Origin of the sequence: Oryzihumus leptocrescens, assembly GCF_006716205.1 — a bacterium.
Lineage (GTDB): Bacteria > Actinomycetota > Actinomycetes > Actinomycetales > Dermatophilaceae > Oryzihumus > Oryzihumus leptocrescens.
In genome coordinates this window covers 1,891,458-1,915,078 of record NZ_VFOQ01000001.1, presented here as the reverse complement: position 1 = coordinate 1,915,078, position 23,621 = coordinate 1,891,458, and the positions used below count along the sequence as shown (strand labels likewise).

The window sequence follows — 23,621 nt, the reverse complement described above, 5'->3', positions numbered from 1 at the left end:
CGCATGTGGGTGCCTAGGCTGGGGCCCGTGTCGGAGACCGCAACGCAGGCGCCCTTGTCCACCCGCCGGCCCCAGGTGGACGCCTCGCGCCTCGTCGGGGAGCTGGTCCCGCCGCCGCGCTTCGACGTGGTCCGCTTCTCCACGTACCGGCCCGACCCGGCCCAGCCCAGCCAGGCCGCTGCGGTCCAGCGGCTGCAGGAGTATGCCGCGTCGCTGGGTGGCGCGGGCGGCGCGGGCTGCTCGCGGTGGCCGTGGGGGCGCCGGCGGTCGGCCACAGGGTCGGGGGTCTACCTCGACGGCGGCTTCGGGGTCGGCAAGACCCACCTGCTGGCCAGCCTCTGGCACGAGGCGCCAGGACCCAAGGCGTTCGGCACCTTCGTCGAGCTGACCAACCTCGTGGGGGCGCTCGGCTTCGGGCAGACGGTGGAGGCCCTGCGTGGTCACCGGCTGGTGTGCATCGACGAGTTCGAGCTCGACGACCCCGGTGACACCGTGCTGATGTCGACCCTGCTGGCGCGGCTGGCCGAGGCCGGGGTGTCGCTGGCCGCGACCTCCAACACGCTCCCTGAGGCGCTGGGGGAGGGGAGGTTCGCCGCGGACGACTTCCTGCGCGAGATCGCCGCCCTGTCCAGCCGGTTCGAGGTGCTGACGGTCGACGGGCCGGACTTCCGCCATCGTGGCCTCGCGGGCGGTCCCGCGCCACTGTCCGAGGCCGAGGTCGTGGCCCGCGTCGAAGCCACTGGTGGCGCCCTCGACGGCTTCGACGAGCTGCTCGCCCACCTCGCCCAGGTGCACCCCAGCCGCTACGGCGCGCTGCTGGACGGGGTCACCTCGGTGGGCTGGCAGGGGGTGCACACGATCGAGGACCAGATGGTCGCGCTGCGCCTGGTGGTCCTCGCCGACCGCCTCTACGACCGCGACGTCCCGGTGTTCTCCAGCGGCGCGCCCCTCGGGGAGGTCTTCAGCGAGGAGCTGCTGCGCGGGGGATACCGCAAGAAGTACTTCCGCGCGGTGTCGCGACTGACGGCGCTGGCGCGGGAGGCCCGCGGGGAGGTCGCGCACGGGCAGGGGTAGTGCGACCATCGGGCCATGGCTCACGTCACGGGGGACGGCCCGAGACCCTTTGGCGACGCGTTGCGGGTGGGACCGGGTTTCAGCCTGGCCGACGTCGACCCCGCCTCCACGCCCGGCTTCGACGGCAAGCGGCGCAACGCCGCCGAGCTGATGACCGAGACCGATGACGAGCTCGACGACCTGCAGGAGCGTCTCTACGCCGACGGCACCGCCGGCGGCACGCGGGCGGTGCTGCTCGTCGTGCAGGGCATGGACACCGCGGGCAAGGGCGGCATCATGCGCCACGTCGTGGGGTCGGTGGACCCCCAGGGCGTGCAGCACACGGCGTTCAAGGCGCCGAGCGAGGAGGAGCGCGCGCACGACTTCCTCTGGCGGATCCACAAGGCGCTGCCGCACGCCGGGCAGATCGGGGTGTTCGACCGATCGCACTACGAGGACGTGCTCATCGTGCGCGTGCGCCGGCTGGTGCCCGAGGCGGTCTGGTCGGCACGCTACGAGCAGATCAACAGCTTCGAGGCCCAGGTCAGCGCCGGCGGCACCGAGATCGTCAAGGTCATGCTCAACATCTCGCCGGAGGAGCAGAAGCTGCGGCTGATGTCACGCCTGGACCGGGCGGACAAGCACTGGAAGTACAACCCCGGCGACACCGACGAGCGCAAGCTGTGGGACGAGTACATGCGGGCCTACCAGGTGGCCCTGGAGCGCTGCTCCACCGACGTGGCGCCGTGGTACGTCGTCCCCGCCGACCGCAAGTGGTACGCCCGGCTGGCCGTGCAGCAGCTGCTGCTCGAGCGCCTGCGGTCGATGGACCCGCAGTGGCCGACGGCCACCTTCGACGTGGCCGCCGAGAAGCGCCGCCTGGCCGCCACCTGAGGCGGGCACACGGCGTACCCGGGGGAGTGGGCGGCGGGCTCAGACCCGGGGCTCGGGCTCCGGCTCCGGCGTGCGCAGCACGACGATGGCGCGGCCGGCCACCGGGTGTACCGACTTGGCCTCCCACATCTGCTGCTCCTGCGGCTCGACCGGGTCGGTGGTGTCGAGCACGACCTCCCACTCGGCGCCGTAGTCGCCCGGGGGCAGGGTGAAGTCCACCGGCTCGCTGTGGGCGTTGAACAGCAGCAGGAAGTGCTGGTCGACGATCGGCCGGCCGAGGCGGTCCGGCTCGGGGATCGCCTCGCCGTTGAGGAACACCATGAGGCTGCGCGCGTAGCCGTTGCGCCAGTCCAGCTCGTCCATCTCGGTGCCCTGCGGGGCGAACCACTCGATGTCACCGAGCTCGCTGCGGCCGCCGTGGGCCGCGTCGCCGGCGAAGAACCGGCGCCGGCGGAAGACCGGGTGGTTCTTGCGCAGCTGCACCAGCCGTGAGGTGAACGCCAGCAGGTCGTTGCGCTCGGCGTCGAGGTCCCAGTCGATCCACGCCAGCTCGCTGTCCTGGCAGTACGCGTTGTTGTTGCCGTGCTGGGTGCGCCCGACCTCGTCGCCGTGGGCGATCATCGGCACGCCCTGGCTCAGCAGCAGGGTGGCCAGGAAGTTGCGCTGCTGCTGGGCGCGCAGCGCGTTGACGGCGGCGTCGTCGGTCTCACCCTCGACGCCGCAGTTCCACGAGCGGTTGTGGCTCTCGCCGTCGTTGTTGTCCTCGCCGTTGGCCTCGTTGTGCTTCTCGTTGTAGGAGACCAGGTCACGCAGGGTGAACCCGTCGTGGGCGGTGACGAAGTTGATCGAGGCGATCGGCTTGCGCGCGGACTGCTCGTAGAGGTCGCTGGAACCCGTGATGCGGGAGGCGAACTCGCCCAGCGTCGCCGGCTCACCACGCCAGAAGTCGCGCACGGTGTCGCGGTACTTGCCGTTCCACTCGGTCCACAGCGGGGGGAAGTTGCCGACCTGGTAGCCGCCGTCGCCGACGTCCCACGGCTCGGCGATGAGCTTGACCTGGCTGACCACCGGGTCCTGCTGCACCAGGTCGAAGAACGCCGAGAGTCGGTCGACCTCGTGGAACTGGCGGGCCAGCGTCGCCGCGAGGTCGAACCGGAAACCGTCGACATGCATCTCGAGGACCCAGTAGCGCAGCGAGTCCATGATCAGCTGCAGCACGTGCGGGTTGCGCATCAGCAGGCTGTTGCCGGTGCCGGTGGTGTCGTAGTAATGCGCCTTGTTGTCGTCGACGAGGCGGTAGTACGAGGCGTTGTCCAGGCCGCGGAAGGCGATCGTCGGGCCCTGCTCGTTGCCCTCGGCGGTGTGGTTGTAGACCACGTCGAGGATGACCTCGATGTCGGCCTCGTGCAGCGCCTTGACCATCGACTTGAACTCGGTGACCTGCTGGCCGCGGGTGCCGGTCGCGGCATACGCGTTGTGCGGGGCCAGGAAGCCGATGGTGTTGTAGCCCCAGTAGTTGGACAGGCCCTTGCCGGCGAGGTGGGTGTCCTGGACGAACTGGTGCACCGGCATGAGCTCGATCGCGGTGACGCCCAGGCCCTTGAGGTGCTCGACCACCGCGGGGTGGCCGATCGCGGCGTAGGTCCCGCGGATCGCGTCCGGCACGTCCGGGTGGGTCATGGTCAGGCCCTTGACGTGGGCCTCGTAGATGACGCTGTCGTGGTACTCGTGCGCCGGCGGGCGGTCGTGGCCCCAGTCGAACCACGGGTTGGTCACCACCGAGAGCATGGTGTGGCCGAGGGAGTCGTCCTCGTTGAACACCTCGGGCTTGCCGAAGCGGTAGGAGAAGAGCGCCTCGTCGCCGTCGACCTGGCCGTCGATCGCCTTGGCGTAGGGGTCGAGCAGCAGCTTGGCCGGGTTGCACCGGTGGCCGTTCTCCGGGTCGTACGGCCCGTGCACCCGGAACCCGTAGCGCTGGCCGGGCTGCACGGTCGGCACGTAGCCGTGCCAGACGTAGCCGTCGACCTCACGCAGGTGAATGCGGGTCTCGGTGTCGTCGTCGTCGACGAGGCACAGCTCGACGCGCTCGGCGACCTCGGAGAAGACGGCGAAGTTCACGCCGCTGCCGTCGAAGGTGGCCCCGAGGGGATAGGGCTTGCCCGGCCAGATGTCCATGAGGTCCTTCGCGTCAGGCGGTGCCACGGGGTGTGGTGGCCCCATTGTGTCCTGAACGCCCGGTTCGTGGGTGACGGCGTCGTCAGGTGGACGGGGGGACCCGTGGAGGGGCACCCGTGGACGGGCAGCGGCGCAGCGCCGGTCTGCCGGTCGGTCAGGAGGCCTTGTCGTCGACCTTCTTGATCGCGGAGATCTCGAACTCCAGGGAGATGCGCTCGGAGATGAGCAGGCCGCCGGAGTCGAGCGGGACGTTCCACTCGAGGCCGAAGTCGCGCCGGTTGATCCGGCGGCTGCCCTCGAAGCCCGCGCGGATGAAGCCGTCGTGGTCGGTGTCCACGCCGAGCATCTCCAGCGGGATGACGACCTGGCGGGTGATGTCGCGGATGGTCAGGTCGCCGGTGATCATGTAGGCGTTGTCCTCGACCTCCTCCACGTTGGTGCTCGTGAAGGTGATCTCCGGCCACTTCTCCACGTCGAAGAAGTCTCCGCTCTTGAGGTGCCCGTCCCGCTGCTCGTTGCGGGTGTCGATGCTGGCCGCCTTGAGGATGACCCGGACCGAGCTCTTGGACATGTCGTCGAGGTCGGCCACGAAGGAGCCGTCGACGTCGTTGAAGGCCCCGCGGACGGTGGCGACCATGGCGTGCTTGGCGGAGAAGCCGATCCGCGTGTGGGCGGGGTCGAACTCCCACTCGCCGTTGAGCACGGCGGCGTTGTCGGTCATGGGTTCCTCCGGGGGGATAGGGGACAACCGCGTGAGTATGGCACGCACCCGGCCCCGCTCCTCAAACTCGCCGGTGGGGTGAAATGTCCGGTCCCCGGACGCCGTGGGCGCCCCGTGCGTCAGCGCGGATCGCCCGGGCCGCGCAGTGTGGGAAGGGTCACCGGACCGGTTCGACGGCCGGCTCGACGCGGAACACCGGGAACCTCGCGGCCACCGCCTCGAACTCGGCCAGCGGGGCGTGCCGGTCCACCGGCACGTGCGGGCGGGCCCCGGGGGCCTGGTCCAGGTAGCGCTTGAGGTAGGCCGCGCGCTCGCCGGGAGGCACCTCCACCAGCCGCACCGGCGTGGCCCGGCGGCGCCGGACCACCGCGCGGCCGCCGGCGGCGCGCACGTTGCGCACCCAGCTGGTGTCCTCACCAAGCATCGAGACGACGTAGTGCCGGCCGCCGAGCTCGGCCAGGACCAGCGGGAAGGAGATGGTGCGGCCCGTACGACGGCCGCGCACCTCCAGCGTGATCGCACGGGCGGGCGAGAGCAGGCCGGCCGAGAACTGCCAGGCCGAGAGCCGGTTGGCGGCCCGGGCCAGGGTGCCCGGGCGCCCGTCGCGGTACATCCAGCGCCGGAACGCCCGCGTGCGCGCCCTGGCCCCCCGCCACAGCGCCGCGGTGTCCACGCGACCACCTCCCACCCCCGTGTGCCGTCCCGACCACGATGGCCGGCCGGTTGCTGCCGGAGCAGGGGCTCTGGTCCCGGAGGCGGTTGTCCGCCCGCGCCGGCCCGGCGAGACTCACGGCACGGAGCCGGGCGGTGCGAGGTGGTGTGCGGGATGGGCTGGTACCAGCAGTTCTTCGTCGAGACCGGCCGGGCCGCGGCAGCCTGGGCACTGCTCGGGTTCGTCGTGACGTTCGCGGTGACCCGCCTGGTGACGCGCCGGATCCGGGCCAAGGCGCTCGCCCCCGCCGCCGACCCCGGCGGGCAGCCGGCCCCGGACGGCGGCGGTACCACGAGCGGCGCCAGGGGCGGACTGGGCGACATCTACATCGGCGGGGTCCACGTCCACCACCAGGTGTGGGGGATCCTGCTGGTCCTGCTGACGGCCCTGCTGGAGTTCCGCTACGCGCCGCAGGGCCCGTGGGCCGAGGTGCTGGCCGCCCTGTTCGGCGCGGGCGCAGCGCTGACCCTCGACGAGTTCGCCCTCTGGTTCCACCTCGACGACGTCTACTGGGGTCAGGAGGGACGCAAGTCGATCGACGCCATCCTGCTCGGTGGCGCGCTCGGCGTCGTGCTGATGTTGCAGGCCTCACCGGTGGGGGCGACCACCCGGCGCGCCGAGGTCGCCCAGTGGCTCTACGTCACCGAGGTGGGCATCCACCTGGCCACGGCGGGGGTCTGCTTCGTCAAGGGCAAGATCGCCACCGGGATGATCGGCGTGGTCGTGCCGATCGTCGCCACCGTCGGGGCGATCCGGCTCGCCAAGCCGGACTCGGTCTGGGCGCGCCGCCGCTACGGGCCGGCCAAGCTCGTCAGGGCGCAGAGCCGCTTCGGTGAGGCCTACCGGCGCCGCCATGACCGGATCCGGGACCTGCTCGGCGGGGCCCTCCCCGCGCCGGAGCACGAGGAGGGCGCCCGCCGGAACTGACGCCCGGCCGGGACGGTCGGGCTGGCGTCAGCGACGCCGGTCCCGGCGGTCCTCACGACGGTCGGAGCGCCGGGACACCCCGTGCGAGACCACGGCGGCGGTGCCGACGACCGCTGCACCACGTGCCACCGGGCGCCCGATCACGCCACGACGTCCCATCCTCCTGGCTGCCAGCGGCATGTCACTCACCCTCTCCTGCGTCCTCGGCCTCTTCTTCCTCGATCGCCTGGATCAGCGCCTGCACCGGGATCCGGCCGCTGTCGACCAGGTGCCCTCCGGCGTGGCGCAGCGCCGAGGCGAACGGGGCCGCCCAGGCGTTCTCCCACACCAGCAGCGCCGCCGTGCTGCCCGGCTCGATCACCTCGGCCACCGCTGCCACGTCGTCCTCGCTGAGCAGCCACGCGAGCTCGGTCTCGTAGGCCCGCAGCACCCCGAGCTCGCTCTCGTCCACCTCGCTGAGCTCGGAGAAGTCGAGGGAGCCGTCCTCACCCTTGCGGATCAGCACGAGGTCGAGCACGCGGATGGTGCCGCTGCGCACGAGCTGTTCGAGCGTGGGGATGATCTCGCCCCTGAAGCGGCTCCCGGGGAACTCCACGACGATCCAGTCCACCGGGCCGAGCTCGTCGAGCGGCTGGTTCACCGGGGCTGTCATCTGGTCGGTCATGTCTGGCCTCCTGCCTCATGGCCGGCACCGCGGACGCGGCCGGCACGCAGCCATCGTGGGCAGGGACGTGACGCTGGGGCATCACCCGGCACGAATGAGGACGAAGGCCCCGGACCGACGAACGGCGCCCGGCCAGTGGCCGGACGCCGTTCGCGCATGGTGGGCGATACTGGGTTTGAACCAGTGACCTCTTCCGTGTCAAGGAAGCGCGCTACCGCTGCGCCAATCGCCCCGGGCAGCCCCCGAGGGACTGCGTGGAGCGGACGACGGGACTCGAACCCGCGACCCTCACCTTGGCAAGGTGATGCTCTACCAACTGAGCCACGTCCGCGTGTGAACTCCAGCGGGTTCGTGCCCCCGCTGTCGTTGCGATGTCAGACATTAGCCCATCCACGGACCCCTCGATGACACCCCCCTGCCACCGGGGGTCCGCGGGTGCGGTTCAGCCCGCGAACGCCCGGTCGATGACCTGCGTCCCCGCTGCGCGGACCGCCGCTGCAGGCAGGGTGCCGAAGCTGTGCCCGTGCTCGCCGCCGAGGCGGCTCGCGACGAACACCCCGGAGACGTGTGCCGGTGCGAAGCGGACCAGCAGGCTCGCCTGCAGGGTGGTGGCGAGAAGCTCCACGACCCCGCGAGCCCCGGCCTGCGCGTCACCGGGGTCGCTGGTGGCCAGCTCGCGCGCCGCCGCCACGGAGCGCTCGATCGCGGTGTCGAGGCGGGCGTCAGCGCCCCGGGCCAGGGCGAGCTCCCGGTGCAGCGCCTCCAGGGCGTGCGGCTCACGGGTGACGGCACGCACCACGTCGAGGGCGTTGACGTTGCCCGAGCCCTCCCAGATCGAGTTCAACGGCGCCTCGCGGTAGAGCCGGGCCAGCCCGTTCTCCTCGACGAACCCGTTGCCGCCCAAGCACTCCAGCGCCTCGGCCACCATCGGCGAGGTGCGCTTGCAGACCCAGAACTTGGCCACGGCGACGGCCAGCCGGGAGAAGGCGATGTCGCCCTCGTCGACGGCGGCGGCCAGGCGCAGGCCCAGCGTCGTCGCCGCCTCGGACTCCAGGGCCAGGTCGGTCAGCACGTTGCGCATCAGGGGCTGGTCGACCAGTGCGGCACCGAAGGCCCGGCGGTGGCGGGTGTGGTGCACGGCCCGGACGAGCGCGGCGCGCATGGTCGACGCCGAGCCCAGGACGCAGTCCAGCCGGGTCGCGGCCACCATGTCCAGGATGGTGCGGATGCCGCGGCCCTCGTCGCCCAGGCGCACCCCCCACGTGCCGTCGAGCTCGATCTCGGAGGAGGCGTTGGATCGGTTGCCCAGCTTGTCCTTGAGCCGCTGGATCGCGAAGGTGTTGCGGCTGCCGTCGGCCAGCACCCGGGGAACCACGAAGCAGGTGAGCCCGCCGGGCGCCTGGGCGAGGACGAGGAAGACGTCGCTCATCGGGGCCGAGCAGAACCACTTGTGGCCGGTCAGCCGGTAGGTGTCCCCGCCCTCGAGCGGCCCGCCGGGGGAGGGCGTGGCCACGGTCGCGTTGCGGCGCACGTCCGAGCCGCCCTGCTTCTCGGTCATCCCCATCCCGGCGATCGCGCCGGTCTTGTCCGCGCGCGGCCGCAGGCCGAAGTCGTACTCGCGGGAGGCGAGCAGGGGAGCCCACAGGGCACCGAGCTCGGGGCTGGTCATGAGGGCCGGCACCGCGGCATACGTCATGGACACCGGGCAGCCGTGGCCCGCCTCGACCTGTGACCAGGCGACGAACCCGGCGGCCCGGCGCACGTGCGCGCCCGTCCCGGGCGGGCGGGTCCAGGGCTCGGCGGTGAGGCCGTGGGAGACCGCGGTCGACATCAGCTCGTGCCACGCCGGGTGGAACTCGACCTCGTCGATGCGCTCGCCGCGGGGGGAGTGGGTGTGCAGCACCGGGGTGACCCGGTCGGCCTGGTCGCCCCAGGCCTGCGCCCGCGCCGTCCCCGCGAGCTCGCCGAGCCGGCTCAGCCCGGCCCGGTCGGTCGCGTCACCCCACCGGGCCAGGCCCTCGGTGAGGGCGGGGTCGGAGTCGACCACGTTGTGGCCGAGCAGCGGCGGGACCTGGTTGGTGACCTCGTGTGTGCTCACCCCGGGCAGGCTAGGGCGGATGGTTACCGATGGGTACACCCCGGCGAGGTCCGGGGGTGTCAGGTCCGTCACGCGGCCTGTCGGCGGTTACCGTGGTGCGGTGAGAAGCAGGCGGAGGGTGCTGGTCAGACGCGTGGAGTGGCGGCTCGGGCGATGAGCCCGAAGGACCGCGTCCGCCGGCGCCTGGCCCGTGTGCCAGGGGCCCTCGCCCTCGCCCGGCTCGCCGTGGCGACGTGGCGGCTGTGCCTGCGCTACCGCGTCACCGGGCTCGCGTCCGAGGCCGGGTTCTTCGCCCTGCTGTCGCTGCCGCCGCTGGTGCTGGGGATCTTCGGCGGTGTCGGCTACGTCGGGCGCTGGCTGGGCCCGGACACGACCGGCCAGGTCAGCACGGCGATCGAGCGGTATGCCGAGCGCTTCCTCACCGACGCCAGCGTGCGGCAGGTCATCGTGCCCACCGTCGACGACGTCCTGCGCAACGGGCGCATCGACGTCATCTCGATCGGCTTCGTCCTCTCCCTGTGGTCGGGCTCGCGGGCCCTGAACGTCTTCGTCGACACCATCTCGATCATGTACGGCCAGAGCGGGGTGCGCGGGATCGTGCGCACCCGCGCGTTGAGCTTCACCCTCTACCTGGTGGCCCTCGTGGTCGGCGTCGTCGTCATGCCGCTGGTCACGGTCGGTCCCAGCGTCATGGCGCGGCTGCTGCCGGCCCGGCTGGAGTTCCTCATCGGGCTGTACTGGCCCACGGTGGTGATCCTGACCGTCGCCAGCCTGACCACGCTGTTCCACGTCAGCACGCCCCGGCGCTCGCCGTGGAAGCGGGACATCCCCGGCGCGGTGCTGACGCTGGCGATCTGGCTGCTCAGCTCGTTCGTCCTGCGGCTGTGGCTGGGCGCCTCCGTCGGCGGGACCTCCATCTACGGCCCGCTGGCCGCGCCGATCGTGGTGCTGATCTGGTTGTACTTCCTCGCGATCGCCGTGCTCATCGGGGCGGCCTTCAACGCCGCCGCGCGCCAGCTGTGGCCGGTGCAGGAGCGGTTCAGCTCGCGCGCCCGGCTCATCTCGTGGCTGCGCGAGGAGTCCCGACGCCGACGGGAGGGGGCCGTCGCCGGCGGGGCCGTCGACGCCACGGGGGCGCTCACCGGACTGCCCGGCGCCACTCCCATGCCTCAGGCCGGGAGCCCCGTGACCCCGGCGGAGAGCCCCGCACATGCGCCGGCCAGGAGTGAGCGGCGCCGCCCCGCGCACGAACGGCCGCTCACGCCGATGCCCGAGCCGAGCGCGCCGGCCGGTGCCGACCGCCAGTTGGACTCCGATCCTCGAAATCGGCTACTGTCTGACCGCACGCACGGCGGGTAGTTACACCGCTGGCGTTCACGCGGACGTGGCTCAGTTGGTAGAGCATCACCTTGCCAAGGTGAGGGTCGCGGGTTCGAGTCCCGTCGTCCGCTCGGAGGCCCAGTGCCTTCCCGGAGGTCCCCCGTGGCCTTCACGGTGGAGTGGCCGAGAGGCGAGGCAACGGCCTGCAAAGCCGTGTACACGGGTTCAAATCCCGTCTCCACCTCGGGCGATTGGCGCAGTGGTAGCGCGCTTCCTTGACACGGAAGAGGTCACTGGTTCAAACCCAGTATCGCCCACCATCGACAGCGAGCCCCTGACCCGCAGCACGCGGGTCAGGGGCTGTCTCGTTCGGCGACGAGAGACGGCCGAGACTGCCGCTGAGTGACCAAGGATCAGATGTGGTGGCCGGATCCTTGGTCCTCGGGGGAAGGATTCGGTCCATCTCCTGGGCTCCTTCGGTGACCACCTGACGGAGCTGCTCGCGGTAGTCCGCCTCGGTGGCAATCGAGACCCGGTGCCCGACCAGTCGGGCGATCTCCTCCCGTGGCACGCGAGCGTCGGGCACCAGCCAGATGGAGCTGCGTCGGAATTCTCGAGGCGTCCACGCGTTTGGGATCGAGCTCCGCCTTGTTGATGGCGCGCCTGATTCCGTTGCGTCACGTTGGTGGCGTCCAACTGCCGGCTTTGCCATGTCGTTCAGACAGGTGGTTGTCCTCTCACCTGGTAATGCCGAGCCGCCCAAAGCCGGGACGCCCGCCATCAGAGAGGGCATGCTTCCTCCCATGCCAAAGTCCTCTGTCAATTTCGACCCCGTCGGCCGGCGCGGAATGCGCGTGACGCTGCAAACGGAGCGGGGTTGGAGGCTGGAAGCGGAAGGCGAAGTCGACCTCGCCCTCCCCGAGTTCAAGGGAGCTGAGAAGCTCCTGCGCAACCTGGTGATCACCGTCAACCTGTGGGCCTTTGCCTGCGCTGAGAAGGAGCGGCGGCTAACGCGCGATCAGAAGTTGCGCGAGGAGCTCGAAAGGCGGGCGCGTTCCCACGCCGACTTGGCGCGTAACGTGGCAGACCTCGTCGACAAGGTCGGGCTTGAAGTGCGCGAAGGCTGGTGCTCCGCCTGCTTCAAACACGTGGACCACAGGAAGGCAGAGACCGGCCTTGGAGTGCCGACCTACGTCTGCGACGGCTGCGGAGCCGCCACCTTGACCTGTGCTGCCCCTCGCTGCCCGAATATGGCCACCCGTGGGTTCGGGGCAGTGCGGATCCCTCGCTTTTGCGCCGAGCACCGGCACGAGCTCCCCAGCTTCGAGCGAGGCACAGCCCAAATCAACGATCTGTCCGCCTTCACAGACCTGCTGAGATACGAGAAGAAGAACCTCGCCAAGACGACAAAGTTGGCTGGATCCGCGCTGGTCGCAGCGGGGGCGATGACGGGCGTCGGGCTCTTGGCTGCTCCCCTCATCGGAGGCATCGTCGGTACCACCATTGGGGGGTACACGGGTGCGGCGGCGACCAGTTACGGCCTGGCCTTCTTGGGTGGCGGGTCGCTGGCTGCGGGAGGTCTCGGAATGGCCGGGGGCACCGCCGTGGTCGCGGCCGCGGGAGCCAGCCTTGGGGGTGTTCTTGGGGCGGGGCTGACGAATGCGTACGTCCGTGAAGACAAGTCCTTCATGATCGAGAAGCTGCAAGATGGTGGTGGTGTCCCCGTGATCGTCTGCTCTGGCTTTCTCACCGAGGGCAAGAAGGGATGGGGCGACTGGCAGCGAATCATCACTGAGAGGTATCCGGACTCCCTGGTCTACCGGGTCCACTGGGGCGCCGAGGAACTGAAGGACCTGACCGCGGTGGTAAGCGGAAACCTCGGCTGGGCTGTGGCGGCCAAGGCCGTAAAGAAGGTCGCCCTGAAGGCCAGCAAGCAGGTGGCCAAGAAGGTAGGGCCCTTTAGCGGGGCACTGATATTCGTCGACCTTGTCAAGAATCCTTGGTGGAGGGCTCGTGAGCGTGCGAACAAGACAGGAGCGATTGTCGCGGACCTGATCGCCCGCACCGACCTGGACGAGGTGGTCCTTGTAGGCCACAGCCTCGGGGCGCGCGCAATGCTCTGCGCTGCGGTGGCCCTCGCCACCAAGGACGAGGCGCCTAAGGTTCGCGAAATCCACCTCCTGGGGGCAGCCGTGGGCGCGGGCGGCGACTGGGGGCCCCTCAACGCAGCGGTCCAGCGGTTCGCCTACAACTACCACTCCCGCGAGGACAAGGTCCTCAAGTTCTTCTACTCGATCGCGCAGGGGGGCAGCACCGCGGCGGGCTGTGGCGGGATGGCCACGCGGTTGAAGAGGATCAAGAATGTCGACGTCACCCGCCAGGTCCCGGATCACTCCGGCTACTGCAAGTCCCTTTCGCTCAAGTAGCAGAGACAGTGCAGATGATCGGATCCCCTGTCCGATCGTCTCGGCCGCACGGGGGCCGAGTTGACGTACTAGATGGGGCGGCTGTGCGGGCGCCCGCCAGCAACGTCGCCGCTCGGCCTTCCTCCACCGACATTGTTGGCTAGATGGGATATCGCCCACCATCGACAGCAAGCCCCTGACCCGCAGCGCGCGGGTCAGGGGCTCGCTGGCTTTCGTGCGCGCGGCGGGTGCTGTGCGGCCGCCGGCCACGACGTGGCGGCGTGGGTGAGGGCGCGCGCCTCCAGCCCGGCGACGAGGCGCTCGAAGAGTGCACCGGCCGCGGGTCCGCTCCAGCCCGCGGGCAGCACCTCGGGAGGCAGGCCCGGGTCGCGGTAGGGCAGCTTGCGCCACCGGTCGATGACGCCGAGGTACGCGGTGAAGGCGTCAGCGCCCTCAGGTGCCTCACCGGCGTCGGACGTCGTCGCGAGGTCCGCGCAGGAGCCGATGAACTCCTGGTACTGCTGGTCGATCTCCTCGAGGTTCCAGCTGTCGGAGATCAGCTCGGACAGCTGCTCGCCACCGACGTGCCGGCCGACGAACAGGGCGCACCGCGAGGTGAGGCCGAGCTCCTCGACGGCTCGCTCGGCGGCTTCGGCCATCCGGGCCGGGGCGATCCAGACGCCCCCGCCCAGCATCCCGAACCCCAGGGCGGTGAGCCGTGACCGCAGCTGGTGGCGCCGCGCCCGGGCGGACTCGGGCACCGAGAAGCTGAGGACGCACCAGCCATCCGCCAGGTCCGCCGGCTCACGGGCGTGCCAGATGACCGCGTCGCCCGCGGCCAGGGCGGCCAGGGCCGTGTCGGTCAGCGCGTAGCCACGCACGCCCGCCCGGGTCTCCGGCGTGAGCCAGTCCCGCTGCTTGAGGCGGAAGACGGCGGTGCGAACGCTCTGGGCGTCGAGCCCCATCGGCGTCAACAGGTCGACGGCACCCCGGATCGGCATCCAGCCGCCCATCGGCCGGACGACCGCCCCGAGGAAGCTGACGACGACCGTGCGGGACCGCTGTGCCGTCAGGGGGGCGGTCAGCGCGTCGGGCACGGCGCTCATCCTGCCAGCGGCGGCGTGGCGGGCTTCCAGCGGACGTGGACCGGCTCGAGCGGGCCGGAGCGCAGCAGGGACAGGCGCGGTGGCACCTTGTCGGTGCGTGAGGTCGGTGGCTTCCGCTGCCCGGCGCGCCACGGGAGCGGCCAGTCGGCCGCTGGCCCCTGGTACTCCTGCTCGGCCGCCGCGTGCAGCGTCCACTGCGGGTCGTACAGGTGGGTGCGTCCGAGCGCACACAGGTCGGCTCGCCCGGCCAGCAGGATCGAGTTGACGTCGTCGTAGGAGGAGATGGCCCCGACCGCGATCACGGCGACCCCGGCCGGTGCCGCGACCTCGTGACGGATCCGGTCCGCGAAGGGCGTCTGGTAGGAGCGACCGAACGCCGGCCTCTCGTCCCGGGTCACCTGCCCGGAGGACACGTCGATGGCGGCCGCGCCGTGCTCGATGAACGCGCGGGCGATCTCCACGGCGTCGTCGGCGGTGTTGCCGTCGGGCACCCAGTCGGTGGCGGAGATGCGCACCGTGACCGGGACGGTCGGTGGCACGACGGCCCGGACCGCGTCGAAGACCTCGAGCGGGAAGCGCAACCGGGCGCCCACGTCCCCGCCGTACTCGTCCGTGCGCCGGTTGGACACCGGCGACAGGAACGAGGACAGCAGGTAGCCGTGGGCCGCGTGGAGCTCGATGAGGTCGAACCCGGCCTCCACGCCACGGCGGGCCGCCGCGACGAAGTCGGCCACGACGGCGTCCAAGTCGTCGCGGGTGACCTCGCGCGGGACGTGGCAGCCCTCGCCGTAGGGGATGGGGGAGGGCCCGATGACAGGCCAGTTGCCCTCCTCCAGCGGCTCGTCCATGCCCTCCCACATGAGCTTCGTCGAGCCCTTGCGGCCCGAGTGGCCGAGCTGCAGGCCGACCTTCGCGGTGCTGTGGCCGTGCACGAAGCCGGTGACCCTGGCCCAGGCGTCCCGCTGCGCGTCGTTCCACAGCCCGGGGCAGCCGGGCGTGATCCGCCCCTCGGGCGAGACGCAGGTCATCTCCGTCATGACCAGGCCGGCACCGCCGAGCGCCTTGGACCCCAGGTGGACAAGGTGGAACTCGCCCGGCACCCCGTCGACGGCGGAGTACATGTCCATCGGCGAGAGGATCACGCGGTTCTTCAGCTCAAGCCCCCCGATCCTGGCGGGCTGGAACATCGCCGGCACGACCTCGGCGCACCCCTGCTGCCGCGCGAACTCCGCCTCCATCAGGGCTGCGAACTCCCCGTCGCGCTCCTTGAGGTTCTCGAAGGTGATGCGCCGGGACCGGGTGAGCAGGTTGAACACGAACTGCGCCGGGTCCTGGTCGGCGTACATGCCGATGCGCTCGAACCACTCCAGCGACGCCTGGGCGGCGCGCTGGGTCGACTCGACGACCGGCCGGCGCTCGGCCTCGTAGGCGGTGAGCGCCTGCTCCACGGTGGTGTGCTCGTGCAGGCACGCAGCGAGTGCCAGGGCGTCCTCCATGGCGAGCTTGGTCCCGGAGCCGATGGAGAAGTGGGCGGTGTGCGCCGCGTCGCCGAGCAGGACGACGTTGCCGTCGTGCCACCGCTCGTTGCGGACGGTGTGGAAGCTGACCCACTTCGAGTTGTTGGTGAGGACCCGGTGGCCCTCGAGCTCGTCCCGGAAGATCTCCCTGATGCGCTCGACCGCGTGCTCGTCGGACGCCCCCGGCGGGAACGCCTCGTGCTCCGTCCGGTCGAACCCGGCGCGCCGCCAGACGTCCTCGTGCATCTCGACGATGAACGTCGAGCCCGTGTCGGAGTAGGGGTAGCCGTGGATCTGCATCGTGCCCCACTCCGTCTGCTTGACGAAGAACTGGAACGCCTCGAACACCAGGTCGGTGCCCAGCCAGATGTACTTGTTGCGGCGCCGGTCCAGGGTGGGCCGGAACACGTCCGCACCGGCGTCACGGACCGTCGAGTTCAGCCCGTCCGCGGCGACCACCAGGTCGTGCGCCGCGCGCAGCTGCGCCAGGTCGGGTGCCGGCGTGCGGTAGTGGACCACGACCCCGAGCTCGCCCGCCCGCTCCTGCAGGATCTGCAGGAGCTCCCGGCGGCCCATGGCCGCGAAGCCCTGGCCGCCCACCGTGAACGAGCGGCCGAAGGCGCCGACGTCGATGTCGGTCCACCTCGCGAACCGGCGCTCCATCCGGCCGTAGATCTCGGTGTCGGCGCCCTCGATGCCGCCCAGGGTCTCGTCGGAGAAGACCACGCCGAAGCCGAACGTGTCGTCGGGGGCGTTGCGCTCCCAGACGGTGACCTCGTGCGCCGGGTCGAGCTGCTTCATCAGCGCGGCGAGGTACAGGCCCCCGGGGCCGCCGCCCGCGATGGCGATCCTCATGGCGTTCCCCTCACGCCTCGACCGGGACGTCCGGTGCCTGCGCGCCGGTCGCCTCGCCGGAGCCGCCGGAAGCGGCGGCCTCCTCCCGGACCCTGCGGCGCAGCTCGTAGTGCTGGAGCTTGCCGCTCCGGTTGCGCGGCAGGGCGTCGGTGAAGCGCACGTCGCGGGGGTACTTGTACGGCGCCAGCTGGGTCTTGACGTGGTCCTGGATCCGCGTCGCCATGGCGGCGTCGCCGACCACCCCGTCCCTCAGCACGACGAAGGCGCACACCACCGAGCCGCGTTCGGCGTCGGGGCGCGCCACGACGGCGCACTCGGCGACGTCGGGGTGGCTGTCGATGGCGGCCTCCACCTCCGGCGCCGCGATGTTGTAGCCCGAGGAGATGATCATGTTGTCGGTCCGGGCCCGGTAGTAGAAGTAGCCGTCCTCGTCACGGGTGAAGGTGTCACCCGTGAGGTTCCAGCCGCCGACGACGTAGTCGCGCTGGCGCTCGTCGTCGAGGTAGCGGCAGCCCACCGGCCCGATGACCGCCAGCCGCCCCTCGGCGCCGGGCGGCAGCTCCGCGCCGAGCTCGTCGAGGATCGTGGCGCGGTAGCCCGGCACCGGTCTGCCCGTCGCCCCGGGCCGGATGTCCTCACCGGCCGCCGAGATGAAGATGTGCAGCAGCTCCGTGGCCCCGATGCCGTCGATGACGTCGAGCCCGATCTCGTCGTGCAGCCGCTGCCACGTCTGCTCGGTGATGTGCTCGCCCGCGCTGACCGCGGCGCGCAGGCCACGCAGCTGCTCCGCCTTGCCCGCGGCCAGCATCCGCCGGTATGCCGTGGGTGCCGTCGCGAGCACCGTCACCCCGTGCGCGGCGACGAGGTCGGCCAGCTCGTCCGGTGTCGCCTGCTCGGTGAGGAGCGCGCACGCGCCGGCCCGGAGGGGGAAGACGACCAGCATGCCCAGCCCGAAGGTGAACGCGAACGGCGCGCTGCAGGCGACGACGTCTTCGGGGACGAGCCGCAGGACGCCCTGGCCGAAGGTGTTGTCGATCGAGAGCAGGTCACGGTGGAAGTGCACCGTGACCTTCGGGACGCCCGTGCTGCCGGACGTCGGACCGAACAGGGCGACGTCGTCCGCGGCCGTCACCACGTTGTCGAAGGTCCCCGACTTCGCCGAGGCGAGGGTGACCAGGTCCCCGGCGTCGTCGGCGCCGAAGGTCACGACGCGCAGCTCGGGTGCCGCCCCCTGGCGCAGGGCCTCCACCTCGTCGACGAAGCGGTGGTCCACGAGGGCGAGGCAGGGCCGGCACCGGTCGGCGATGGGCGTCAGCTCCCGGACGCGCAGCGCGGCAAACGTGGTGACGACGATCCCGCCGGCCTTGAGGACGCCGAGCCAGGCGGCCACGGTCCATGGGTTGTTGGGGGAGCGCAGCAGCACCCGGTTGCCCGGCACGAGGCCGAGGTCCTCGACCAGCACCTGGGCGACCTGGTTGGCGCGGCGCTGCAGCTCGCCGTAGGTCCACACCTCGCCCTCCGGCGTGCGCAGGGCCGGACGGTCCGCCCCGAACGTCGCGACCGGGACGTCGATGAGCTCGGTCGCGGCGTTGAGGCGCGCGGGGTACTGCAGGAGCTCGGTGGTGAACTCCAGCTCCGGCCACTGCTCCGGGGGCGGGAGGTGGTCCCGCGCGAACGTGTCGACGTGGGCCGACGGCGAGAGTGCGCTCATGACCTGCCTCCCGAGCCGAGACGGAGCATGCCCTCCTGGACGACGGTCGCCAGGTGCGTGCGGTCGGAGCCGAAGAGCCGCCCGGTGGCCACGCCCCGGCCGTTCTCGGCGGCCAGCGCCTCCTGGGTGTAGAGGACCCAGCCGTCGACGGCGCCGGCCCGGTGGAACCACATCGCGTGGTCGAGGCTGGCGGTGACGAGCCCCGGCAGGGCCCAGGCGAGGCCGAGCACCCGCAGCACCGGCTCGAGGATCGTGTAGTCGCACACGTAGGCCAGGGCGGCCAGGTCCCGTTGCTCGTCGGTCAGGCCGTCCACCGGTCGCAGGGCGTCGAACGGCCGGACCCAGACCGCCTGGTGCGGCCTCCGGTGGCCGTCCACGGTCAGGTAGAGCGGACCGGGCACGTGGCGCATGTCGAAGCTGCGCCCGCCCGACCAGTACGCCCTCGACTCCTGCGTCATGGTCCCGCCGCTGCGGTCCTGCAGGTACGCCGCGCTGCTGGGGAGCTCGTCGGGGTGCGGGACCTCGGTGGGGTACTCCACGGCATACGTGCCCCCGGGCTCACCCGCGGCGAAGCTGGCCAGGCAGACGTAGACCGGCTTGCCGTTCTGGAAGCCGCGCACCTGGCGGGTGCTGTAGCCCCGGCCGTCGCGCAGGACCTCCACCTCGTGGCGCACGTCCGCGCCGATGTCGACCGGCCGCAGGAAGTAGGAGTGCATCGAGTGCAGGGCCTTGCCGTCGGTCACCGACCGCATGGCTGCCACCGCCGCCTGGGCGACCAGGTCGCCGCCGTAGGCCTTGGGCCACGGGCACGCCTGCGTGGTTGCGGTGAAGGCCAGGTCGAAGTGCTCCGGCTCGACCGGGGTCAGGGTGGCAGCCGCGGTGAACAGCGCGGAGGTCAGCGTGGGCGCCGCGGACGTCACGGTCGGTCCACCCAGTCGCGCAGGTCGGCGTCGGCCACGTCGGGCAGGTTGACGACGATGTTCTCCGGGGTGCGGGTCGTCATCCAGGTGAGCGGCCGGTTGCGGTCGATGTTGCACTCGACGTGGGGCATGAAGGGCGGCACGAAGACCCAGTCGCCCTCCTCCATGTCGAGGTAGTCGGCGAAGTCGGGACCGAAGTAGATGCGGGCGCGGCCGGACAGGACGTAGCCCCCGGTCTCGGCCTCGCCGTGGTGGTGGGGCACCGAGCGGTAGCCCGCCTCGTTGCTCACCTTCCCGAACCAGATCCGCGTGGCCGGGGTGTGCTGGATGCTCACGCCGGAGATCCGCGTGGCGCCGGCGGACTGGCCGGTCTCGCCCGGCTCGTGCCCGGCGCGGGTGACGACCGGGACGACGAGCCCGCCGTCCGTGGCATACCTCGAGTTGTCGCCCTCGAGGACGTACCTGCCGAAGTCCGGTTCCATGGATGGCTCCTCGCCGTGCCGGTGCGCCGGCACGTCCTCCGGGGCGGCCTCGTTGCCGCGCTGGATGTTCTCGGATCGTAACGACCGTTGAGTCAATGTCAATGGACGCTACGCTGGCGACCCCCGGGCAAGAACCCGTCCCGGAACCCCGCCCGAGAACCCCGCCCGAGAACCCCGCCCCAGAACCCGACCGAGGACCCGCAGGAGACACCGTGACCGACAGCGCCCTCCCCGTGCCGGTGAACCCCGCGTCGCTGCCCGCCCCGCGCGGCTACTCCCACGGCACGTTGAGCGGCAACACGCTCTACCTCGGCGGCCAGACGGCGCTCGACGCGGACATGCGCATCGTCCCCGGCGGGATCGTCGCCCAGTTCCGCCAGGCGTTCACCAACGTCCTGACCACCCTGTCCGCGGTGGGTGGCCGGCCGGAGGACCTGGTCAGCATCACCATCTACCTCACCGACATCCCGGACTACCAGGCGCACGGCGCGGAGATCGGCGAGATCTGGCGTGAGCTGGCGGGGCCGGTCTACCCCGCCATGGCCGGCATCGGGACCACGGCCCTCTGGCAGCCGGAGGCGATGATCGAGATCCTCGGCGTCGCCGTGGTCCCCGGCTCACGGCTGGTCCGGCCGAGCTGAGCCGCATCCGGGCACAGGTATGCCGGGTGCGGACGTCCGCACCCGGCACACCGTCGCTCAGCCCTCGGTGGGCTCTGCCGACCCCCGCCTGCGGCGGCGCCACCAGGGCACCATGGCGATGGCCGCCATGGCCACGGGCGTCACGATCGCCACGGGGAGCACGCCACCGGGGTTGCTCTTCTTGAACGCGTTGACGGTCAGGTGGATGCCGGGGCTGGCGACCGGGGTCGCCGTGGAGTTCGCACCCGCAGGCTTGGGGATCACCGTCAGGTAGACCATGTAGTCGCCCTCGAGGATGGCGTTGACCTGCCAGTCCTGCTTCGCCTGCTCGCCGGCGGCCAGCGGGTCCACCGTCTGGGTGCGCTCGGGCGACCAGTCCTCGGGGTCGACGGGTTCCCCCTGGGTCGTCTTGACGATGTTCATCGCGACGCTGAGCTCGGGGGAGGTGCCCGAGCCGGTGTTGGTGACCACGGTGGTGAAGGTGATCTTGTCGCCGGCGTTGACGGTCTTGTAGCCCAGGTCCGTGGTGATGCCCAGCCCGCTGCCACCACCGGAGGCGGACGGGGCCGCCGCTGCGGCCGTGCCCAGCCCGAGCGCGGGGACCGACAGCAGGGCCAGGACGAGCGCCGGGCCGACCAGCGCCTCGGAGCGCGCGCCCCGGTGCCACCGCGACCGGCCCGGCCGGGAGGCCTCCACGTCGAGGCGGAGGCGCGGTGCGGCGACGAGCATGAGCACGGCGAGGACGCCGGCAGCGGCGTAGATCGCGGCCATGAGGTACGGCATCTTCTCGGCCACCGTCCGGTTGTTGACGATGACCTTCTCGAGGAACTCGCTGGAGGCCTGCAGCGGGTTGAGCTGCTGGACCAGGTAGCCCAGGTCGCCCTTCTGCGCGCTGCCGGGCCACTGGGTGGGGATGAGGAAGATGAGGTAGACCAGCAGGCTGGCGAACAGGCTGGTGCGGTTGGACCTCGACCAGATGCTGATCACCATGGCCAGCCCCGTGAAGGCGATGGACATCAGGCCGCCGAGCATCGCACCGAGGAGCAGGGCCTCGGGGATGCTGTCGTCGCCCTGGCCCAGCACCCAGACGTAGGGCACCGAGATCAGCAGGGTCAGGGGCCACGGGGTGAGGGCGGCCAGGAACTTGCCGACCACCAGCTGGCGCGGCCGGACCGGGGTCAGGAGCAGCGGCTCCAGGGTCGCCCGCTCCCGCTCACCGCTGAAGGAGTCGGCGGCGATCACCAACCCGACGAACAGCCCGAAGGTGATGCTGCTCAGGACGGTCAGGAACACCATCTCCACCGGGGGGATGAGGCTGAGCTGGCTCTCCAGCTGCCGCAGCACCGAGGTGACGGACATGATGAGGGTGAACAGGACCAGCAGCAGGAGCACGCGCCCGCCGGTCCACAGGTCGACGAACTCCCGGCGGAAGACGAGCCACCAGACGGGCGCGGCGCGGCGGGTGGTCCGGTGTGCGGGTGCCACCGGCAGGTCCTGGGCGATGCTCATGGCGCCTCCTGGGTGCTCGGGCCCTGGCTGGGGCGGGGCGGGTTCGGGTGGGCGGGGGTGGTCATGCGCGGGCCATCAGGCGCAGCCGCGGCGCGGCGTAGCCGAACAGGGCGGCGAGGGTGAGCAGGGACGCGACGACGGGCGAGGCCAGGTAGGGCCAGGCCTGGGAGAGCTGCTGCCCCGAGCCGACGACCCGGTCGAGGAACTGGCTGGCCGATTCCACGGGGTCGACCAGCGTGAGCGCCACGCCGGCCGGCGACCGGAGGAACTCGGTGGGCAGCTGGGCGGGGATGAGGGAGGCGGCGTACACGAGGAGGCAGATGAACAGGCTCACCCTGCTGGACTCGGACCAGATGCTCACGATGAGCGAGATGCCGACGAACATGGTGGCGAGCAGCGTCCCGACGACGCCTCCCCAGACCAGTGCCGACCCGAGCACCGCGTGCCCCTGCGCCAGCACCACGAGGTAGGGCAGCGTCAGGAGCATGGCTGCCGGCCAGGCCGACATGGCCGAGAGGAACTTGCCGCCCACCACCTGTCGGGGGCTGCAGGGGGTGAGCAGCAACGGCTCGAGCGTCGCCCGCTCGCGCTCGCCGCTGACGCTCTCGGCACCGATGGCCAGGCCGATGAACAGTCCGAAGGTGAGCGCCGAGGTGACGGCCACGACGATGTTCTGCCGCAGCGGGAGCAGGTTGAGCTCGGTGTTGGTGGCGAGCAGGAACGCGGTCAGGGACATGAGCAGGCCGTAGAGCACCAGGTAGGTCAGCACCCGGCCGCCCATCCAGAGCTCGGTCAGCTCCTGCCGCAGGACGAGCCACCAGACCGGCGCGGACGACCGGTGGGCCGGCGCCAGCGGGGCGGCCAGCGTCCCGGTGGTCACCGGATCGCCTCGGCGGTCAGCTGCAGGAAGACGTCCTCCAGGCGCCCGCTGCCGGCGTCCAGCCCGAGGATGGGCGTGTCCGCACGGATGAGCGACTCGAGCATCGCGTTGACCAGTCGCGGGTCCGCCGCTGTGGCACCGTCGAGCTGGCGCAGCTCCACGCCGATCCAGCCGGTGGAGTCGTCCGGTGTGGCCGCACGGACGCTCGGCAGCGTCGCGATCAGGCCGCAGGCGGCGGGCACCTCGCCGACGGGAACGCGCACCCGCATCGCGATGCCGCTGCGGTGGCTGGCCTGGCCGATCACCTCGGCGACCGTCCCCCGCGCCACGACCTCGCCGGCGTTCATGATGACGACGTCGTCGCAGACGCCCTCGATCTCGGCGAGCAGGTGGCTGGAGAGCACGACCCCCTTGCCCCGGTCCCGGGCGATCCCCTGCACCATCGTGAGGAGCTCCCGCTGGCCGCGCGGGTCCAGGCCCAGCGTGGGCTCGTCGAAGAACAGCACGGCGGGGTCGTTCACGAGCGCGCGGGCGATGCCGAGCCGCTGGCGCATGCCGTGGCTGTAGGAGCCGATGGGGGAGTGGCCACGGTTCTGCAGACCGACCTCCTGCAGCAGGGCCTCGGCCGTGCTGCGGGCCTCGTGCGAGGAGCTGCCGAACAGCTGGCCGTAGTAGCTGAGGTACCGCGCGCCGGTGAGCTCCCGGGGGAACCCCAGCCCTTCGGGCAGCACGCCGATCCGGCGCCGGATCTGCTCGGGGTGGTCCGAGGTGACCCCGTCGACGACGAAGCGCCCGGCGGACGGCGGGAGGATGGTCGTGAGGATGCGGATGGAGGTCGTCTTGCCCGCCCCGTTCGGGCCGAGGAAGCCGAGGACCCGTCCGGCGCGGAGGGTGAACGAGAGGTTCTTCAACGCCTGGTGGGTGCCGTAGCTCTTGCGCAGTCCCTCGGCCGACAGGATGACCCGGGGCTCCTCCACGTGTCCGTTGCTGGTCTCGGTCGTCATGCCACCCTCCTCGCCGCAGTACCTGTG

19 protein-coding genes and 5 tRNA genes are annotated in these 23,621 nt (G+C 71.4%); 9 read left to right on the top strand and 15 right to left on the bottom strand.

The features are described from left to right. Positions 1–3 precede the first annotated feature (3 nt). Together zapE and FB474_RS09020 are read left to right on the top strand one after the other, a co-directional pair. The gene (gene zapE / locus FB474_RS09025; RefSeq protein ID WP_141788336.1) at positions 4–1,074 is read left to right on the top strand and encodes a cell division protein ZapE; all 1,071 of its coding nucleotides are present in this window, start codon (positions 4–6) and stop codon (positions 1,072–1,074) included. Between the two features lie 15 nt (positions 1,075–1,089). Next, on the top strand, positions 1,090–1,947 hold the full coding sequence (locus FB474_RS09020) for a polyphosphate kinase 2 family protein (protein WP_141788335.1): 858 nt from the start codon (positions 1,090–1,092) through the stop codon (positions 1,945–1,947). A gap of 39 nt (positions 1,948–1,986) precedes the next feature. On the opposite strand, the gene glgX is transcribed toward FB474_RS09020, so the two are convergent. The 3 genes from glgX to FB474_RS09005 all read right to left on the bottom strand — a co-directional run bounded on the left by glgX (position 1,987) and on the right by FB474_RS09005 (position 5,516). Beyond that, positions 1,987–4,122 carry a glycogen debranching protein GlgX gene (gene glgX / locus FB474_RS09015; protein ID WP_141788334.1) on the bottom strand — a complete coding sequence of 712 codons (2,136 nt, stop codon included), beginning with the start codon at positions 4,120–4,122 and terminating at the stop codon, positions 1,987–1,989. A 154-nt stretch (positions 4,123–4,276) separates the two neighbouring features. Next, positions 4,277–4,843, bottom strand: a complete 567-nt coding sequence (locus FB474_RS09010) for a YceI family protein (protein ID WP_141788333.1) — start codon at positions 4,841–4,843, stop codon at positions 4,277–4,279. 157 nt (positions 4,844–5,000) lie between these two features. Then, on the bottom strand, positions 5,001–5,516 hold the full coding sequence (locus FB474_RS09005) for a nitroreductase/quinone reductase family protein (RefSeq protein WP_246092106.1): 516 nt from the start codon (positions 5,514–5,516) through the stop codon (positions 5,001–5,003). A 153-nt stretch (positions 5,517–5,669) separates the two neighbouring features. Here FB474_RS09005 and FB474_RS09000 point away from each other — a divergent pair, with 153 nt between their 5' ends. Further along, on the top strand, positions 5,670–6,482 hold the full coding sequence (locus FB474_RS09000) for a hypothetical protein (RefSeq protein ID WP_221632491.1): 813 nt from the start codon (positions 5,670–5,672) through the stop codon (positions 6,480–6,482). Positions 6,483–6,663: 181 nt separating this feature from the next. Here the strand turns inward: FB474_RS09000 and FB474_RS08995 are convergent, their stop codons facing one another. From FB474_RS08995 to FB474_RS08980, 4 genes are all read right to left on the bottom strand, one after another. Then, positions 6,664–7,146, bottom strand: coding sequence for a DUF6325 family protein (locus FB474_RS08995; RefSeq protein WP_141788332.1), 483 nt, complete (start codon positions 7,144–7,146; stop codon positions 6,664–6,666). Between the two features lie 157 nt (positions 7,147–7,303). Further along, positions 7,304–7,378 (bottom strand) — tRNA-Val (locus FB474_RS08990). Between the two features lie 23 nt (positions 7,379–7,401). Continuing rightward, a tRNA-Gly gene (locus FB474_RS08985) sits at positions 7,402–7,477 on the bottom strand. A 111-nt stretch (positions 7,478–7,588) separates the two neighbouring features. Beyond that, positions 7,589–9,244, bottom strand: a complete 1,656-nt coding sequence (locus tag FB474_RS08980; RefSeq protein WP_141788331.1) for an acyl-CoA dehydrogenase family protein — start codon at positions 9,242–9,244, stop codon at positions 7,589–7,591. 153 nt (positions 9,245–9,397) lie between these two features. Here FB474_RS08980 and FB474_RS08975 point away from each other — a divergent pair, with 153 nt between their 5' ends. The 5 genes from FB474_RS08975 to FB474_RS08955 all read left to right on the top strand — a co-directional run bounded on the left by FB474_RS08975 (position 9,398) and on the right by FB474_RS08955 (position 12,990). Next, complete coding sequence (locus FB474_RS08975; RefSeq protein WP_141788330.1) at positions 9,398–10,603, top strand: YihY/virulence factor BrkB family protein; 1,206 nt, start codon at positions 9,398–9,400, stop codon at positions 10,601–10,603. Positions 10,604–10,622: 19 nt separating this feature from the next. Then, positions 10,623–10,695 (top strand) — tRNA-Gly (locus tag FB474_RS08970). A gap of 42 nt (positions 10,696–10,737) precedes the next feature. Continuing rightward, positions 10,738–10,808 (top strand) — tRNA-Cys (locus FB474_RS08965). Position 10,809: 1 nt separating this feature from the next. Beyond that, a tRNA-Val gene (locus tag FB474_RS08960) sits at positions 10,810–10,884 on the top strand. 483 nt (positions 10,885–11,367) lie between these two features. Beyond that, complete coding sequence (locus FB474_RS08955; protein ID WP_185746101.1) at positions 11,368–12,990, top strand: DUF726 domain-containing protein; 1,623 nt, start codon at positions 11,368–11,370, stop codon at positions 12,988–12,990. 194 nt (positions 12,991–13,184) lie between these two features. Here FB474_RS08955 and FB474_RS08950 read toward each other — a convergent pair whose 3' ends face one another. Genes FB474_RS08950 through FB474_RS08930 form a run of 5 tightly spaced genes read right to left on the bottom strand, consistent with a single transcriptional unit; the run spans position 13,185 to position 19,560 of the window. Next, on the bottom strand, positions 13,185–14,066 hold the full coding sequence (locus FB474_RS08950) for a PaaX family transcriptional regulator (protein WP_246092105.1): 882 nt from the start codon (positions 14,064–14,066) through the stop codon (positions 13,185–13,187). Positions 14,067–14,071: 5 nt separating this feature from the next. Further along, on the bottom strand, positions 14,072–16,447 hold the full coding sequence (locus tag FB474_RS08945; protein WP_141788327.1) for a bifunctional salicylyl-CoA 5-hydroxylase/oxidoreductase: 2,376 nt from the start codon (positions 16,445–16,447) through the stop codon (positions 14,072–14,074). Positions 16,448–16,457: 10 nt separating this feature from the next. After that, positions 16,458–18,158, bottom strand: a complete 1,701-nt coding sequence (locus FB474_RS08940) for an AMP-binding protein (protein WP_141788326.1) — start codon at positions 18,156–18,158, stop codon at positions 16,458–16,460. Then, positions 18,155–19,078 (bottom strand): acyl-CoA thioesterase, encoded by a 924-nt coding sequence (locus FB474_RS08935; RefSeq protein ID WP_185746100.1) that lies wholly within the window; start codon positions 19,076–19,078, stop codon positions 18,155–18,157. Before FB474_RS08935 ends, FB474_RS08940 begins: the two co-directional genes overlap by 4 nt. After that, on the bottom strand, positions 19,075–19,560 hold the full coding sequence (locus FB474_RS08930; RefSeq protein WP_141788325.1) for a cupin domain-containing protein: 486 nt from the start codon (positions 19,558–19,560) through the stop codon (positions 19,075–19,077). Before FB474_RS08930 ends, FB474_RS08935 begins: the two co-directional genes overlap by 4 nt. Before the next feature lie 212 nt (positions 19,561–19,772). On the opposite strand from FB474_RS08930, the gene FB474_RS08925 reads away from it, so the two are divergent. Continuing rightward, entirely contained in the window at positions 19,773–20,201 is a 429-nt protein-coding gene (locus FB474_RS08925; RefSeq protein ID WP_246092104.1) for a RidA family protein, read from the top strand. 57 nt (positions 20,202–20,258) lie between these two features. On the opposite strand, the gene FB474_RS08920 is transcribed toward FB474_RS08925, so the two are convergent. The 3 genes from FB474_RS08920 to FB474_RS08910 all read right to left on the bottom strand — a co-directional run bounded on the left by FB474_RS08920 (position 20,259) and on the right by FB474_RS08910 (position 23,594). Beyond that, a complete protein-coding gene (locus FB474_RS08920) occupies positions 20,259–21,710 on the bottom strand; it encodes an ABC transporter permease subunit (RefSeq protein WP_141788324.1) in 1,452 nt (483 codons plus the stop codon). A gap of 61 nt (positions 21,711–21,771) precedes the next feature. Then, positions 21,772–22,590, bottom strand: a complete 819-nt coding sequence (locus FB474_RS08915) for an ABC transporter permease (RefSeq protein WP_141788323.1) — start codon at positions 22,588–22,590, stop codon at positions 21,772–21,774. Beyond that, the gene (locus FB474_RS08910) at positions 22,587–23,594 is read right to left on the bottom strand and encodes an ABC transporter ATP-binding protein (RefSeq protein WP_141788322.1); all 1,008 of its coding nucleotides are present in this window, start codon (positions 23,592–23,594) and stop codon (positions 22,587–22,589) included. Before FB474_RS08910 ends, FB474_RS08915 begins: the two co-directional genes overlap by 4 nt. Positions 23,595–23,621 lie beyond the last annotated feature (27 nt).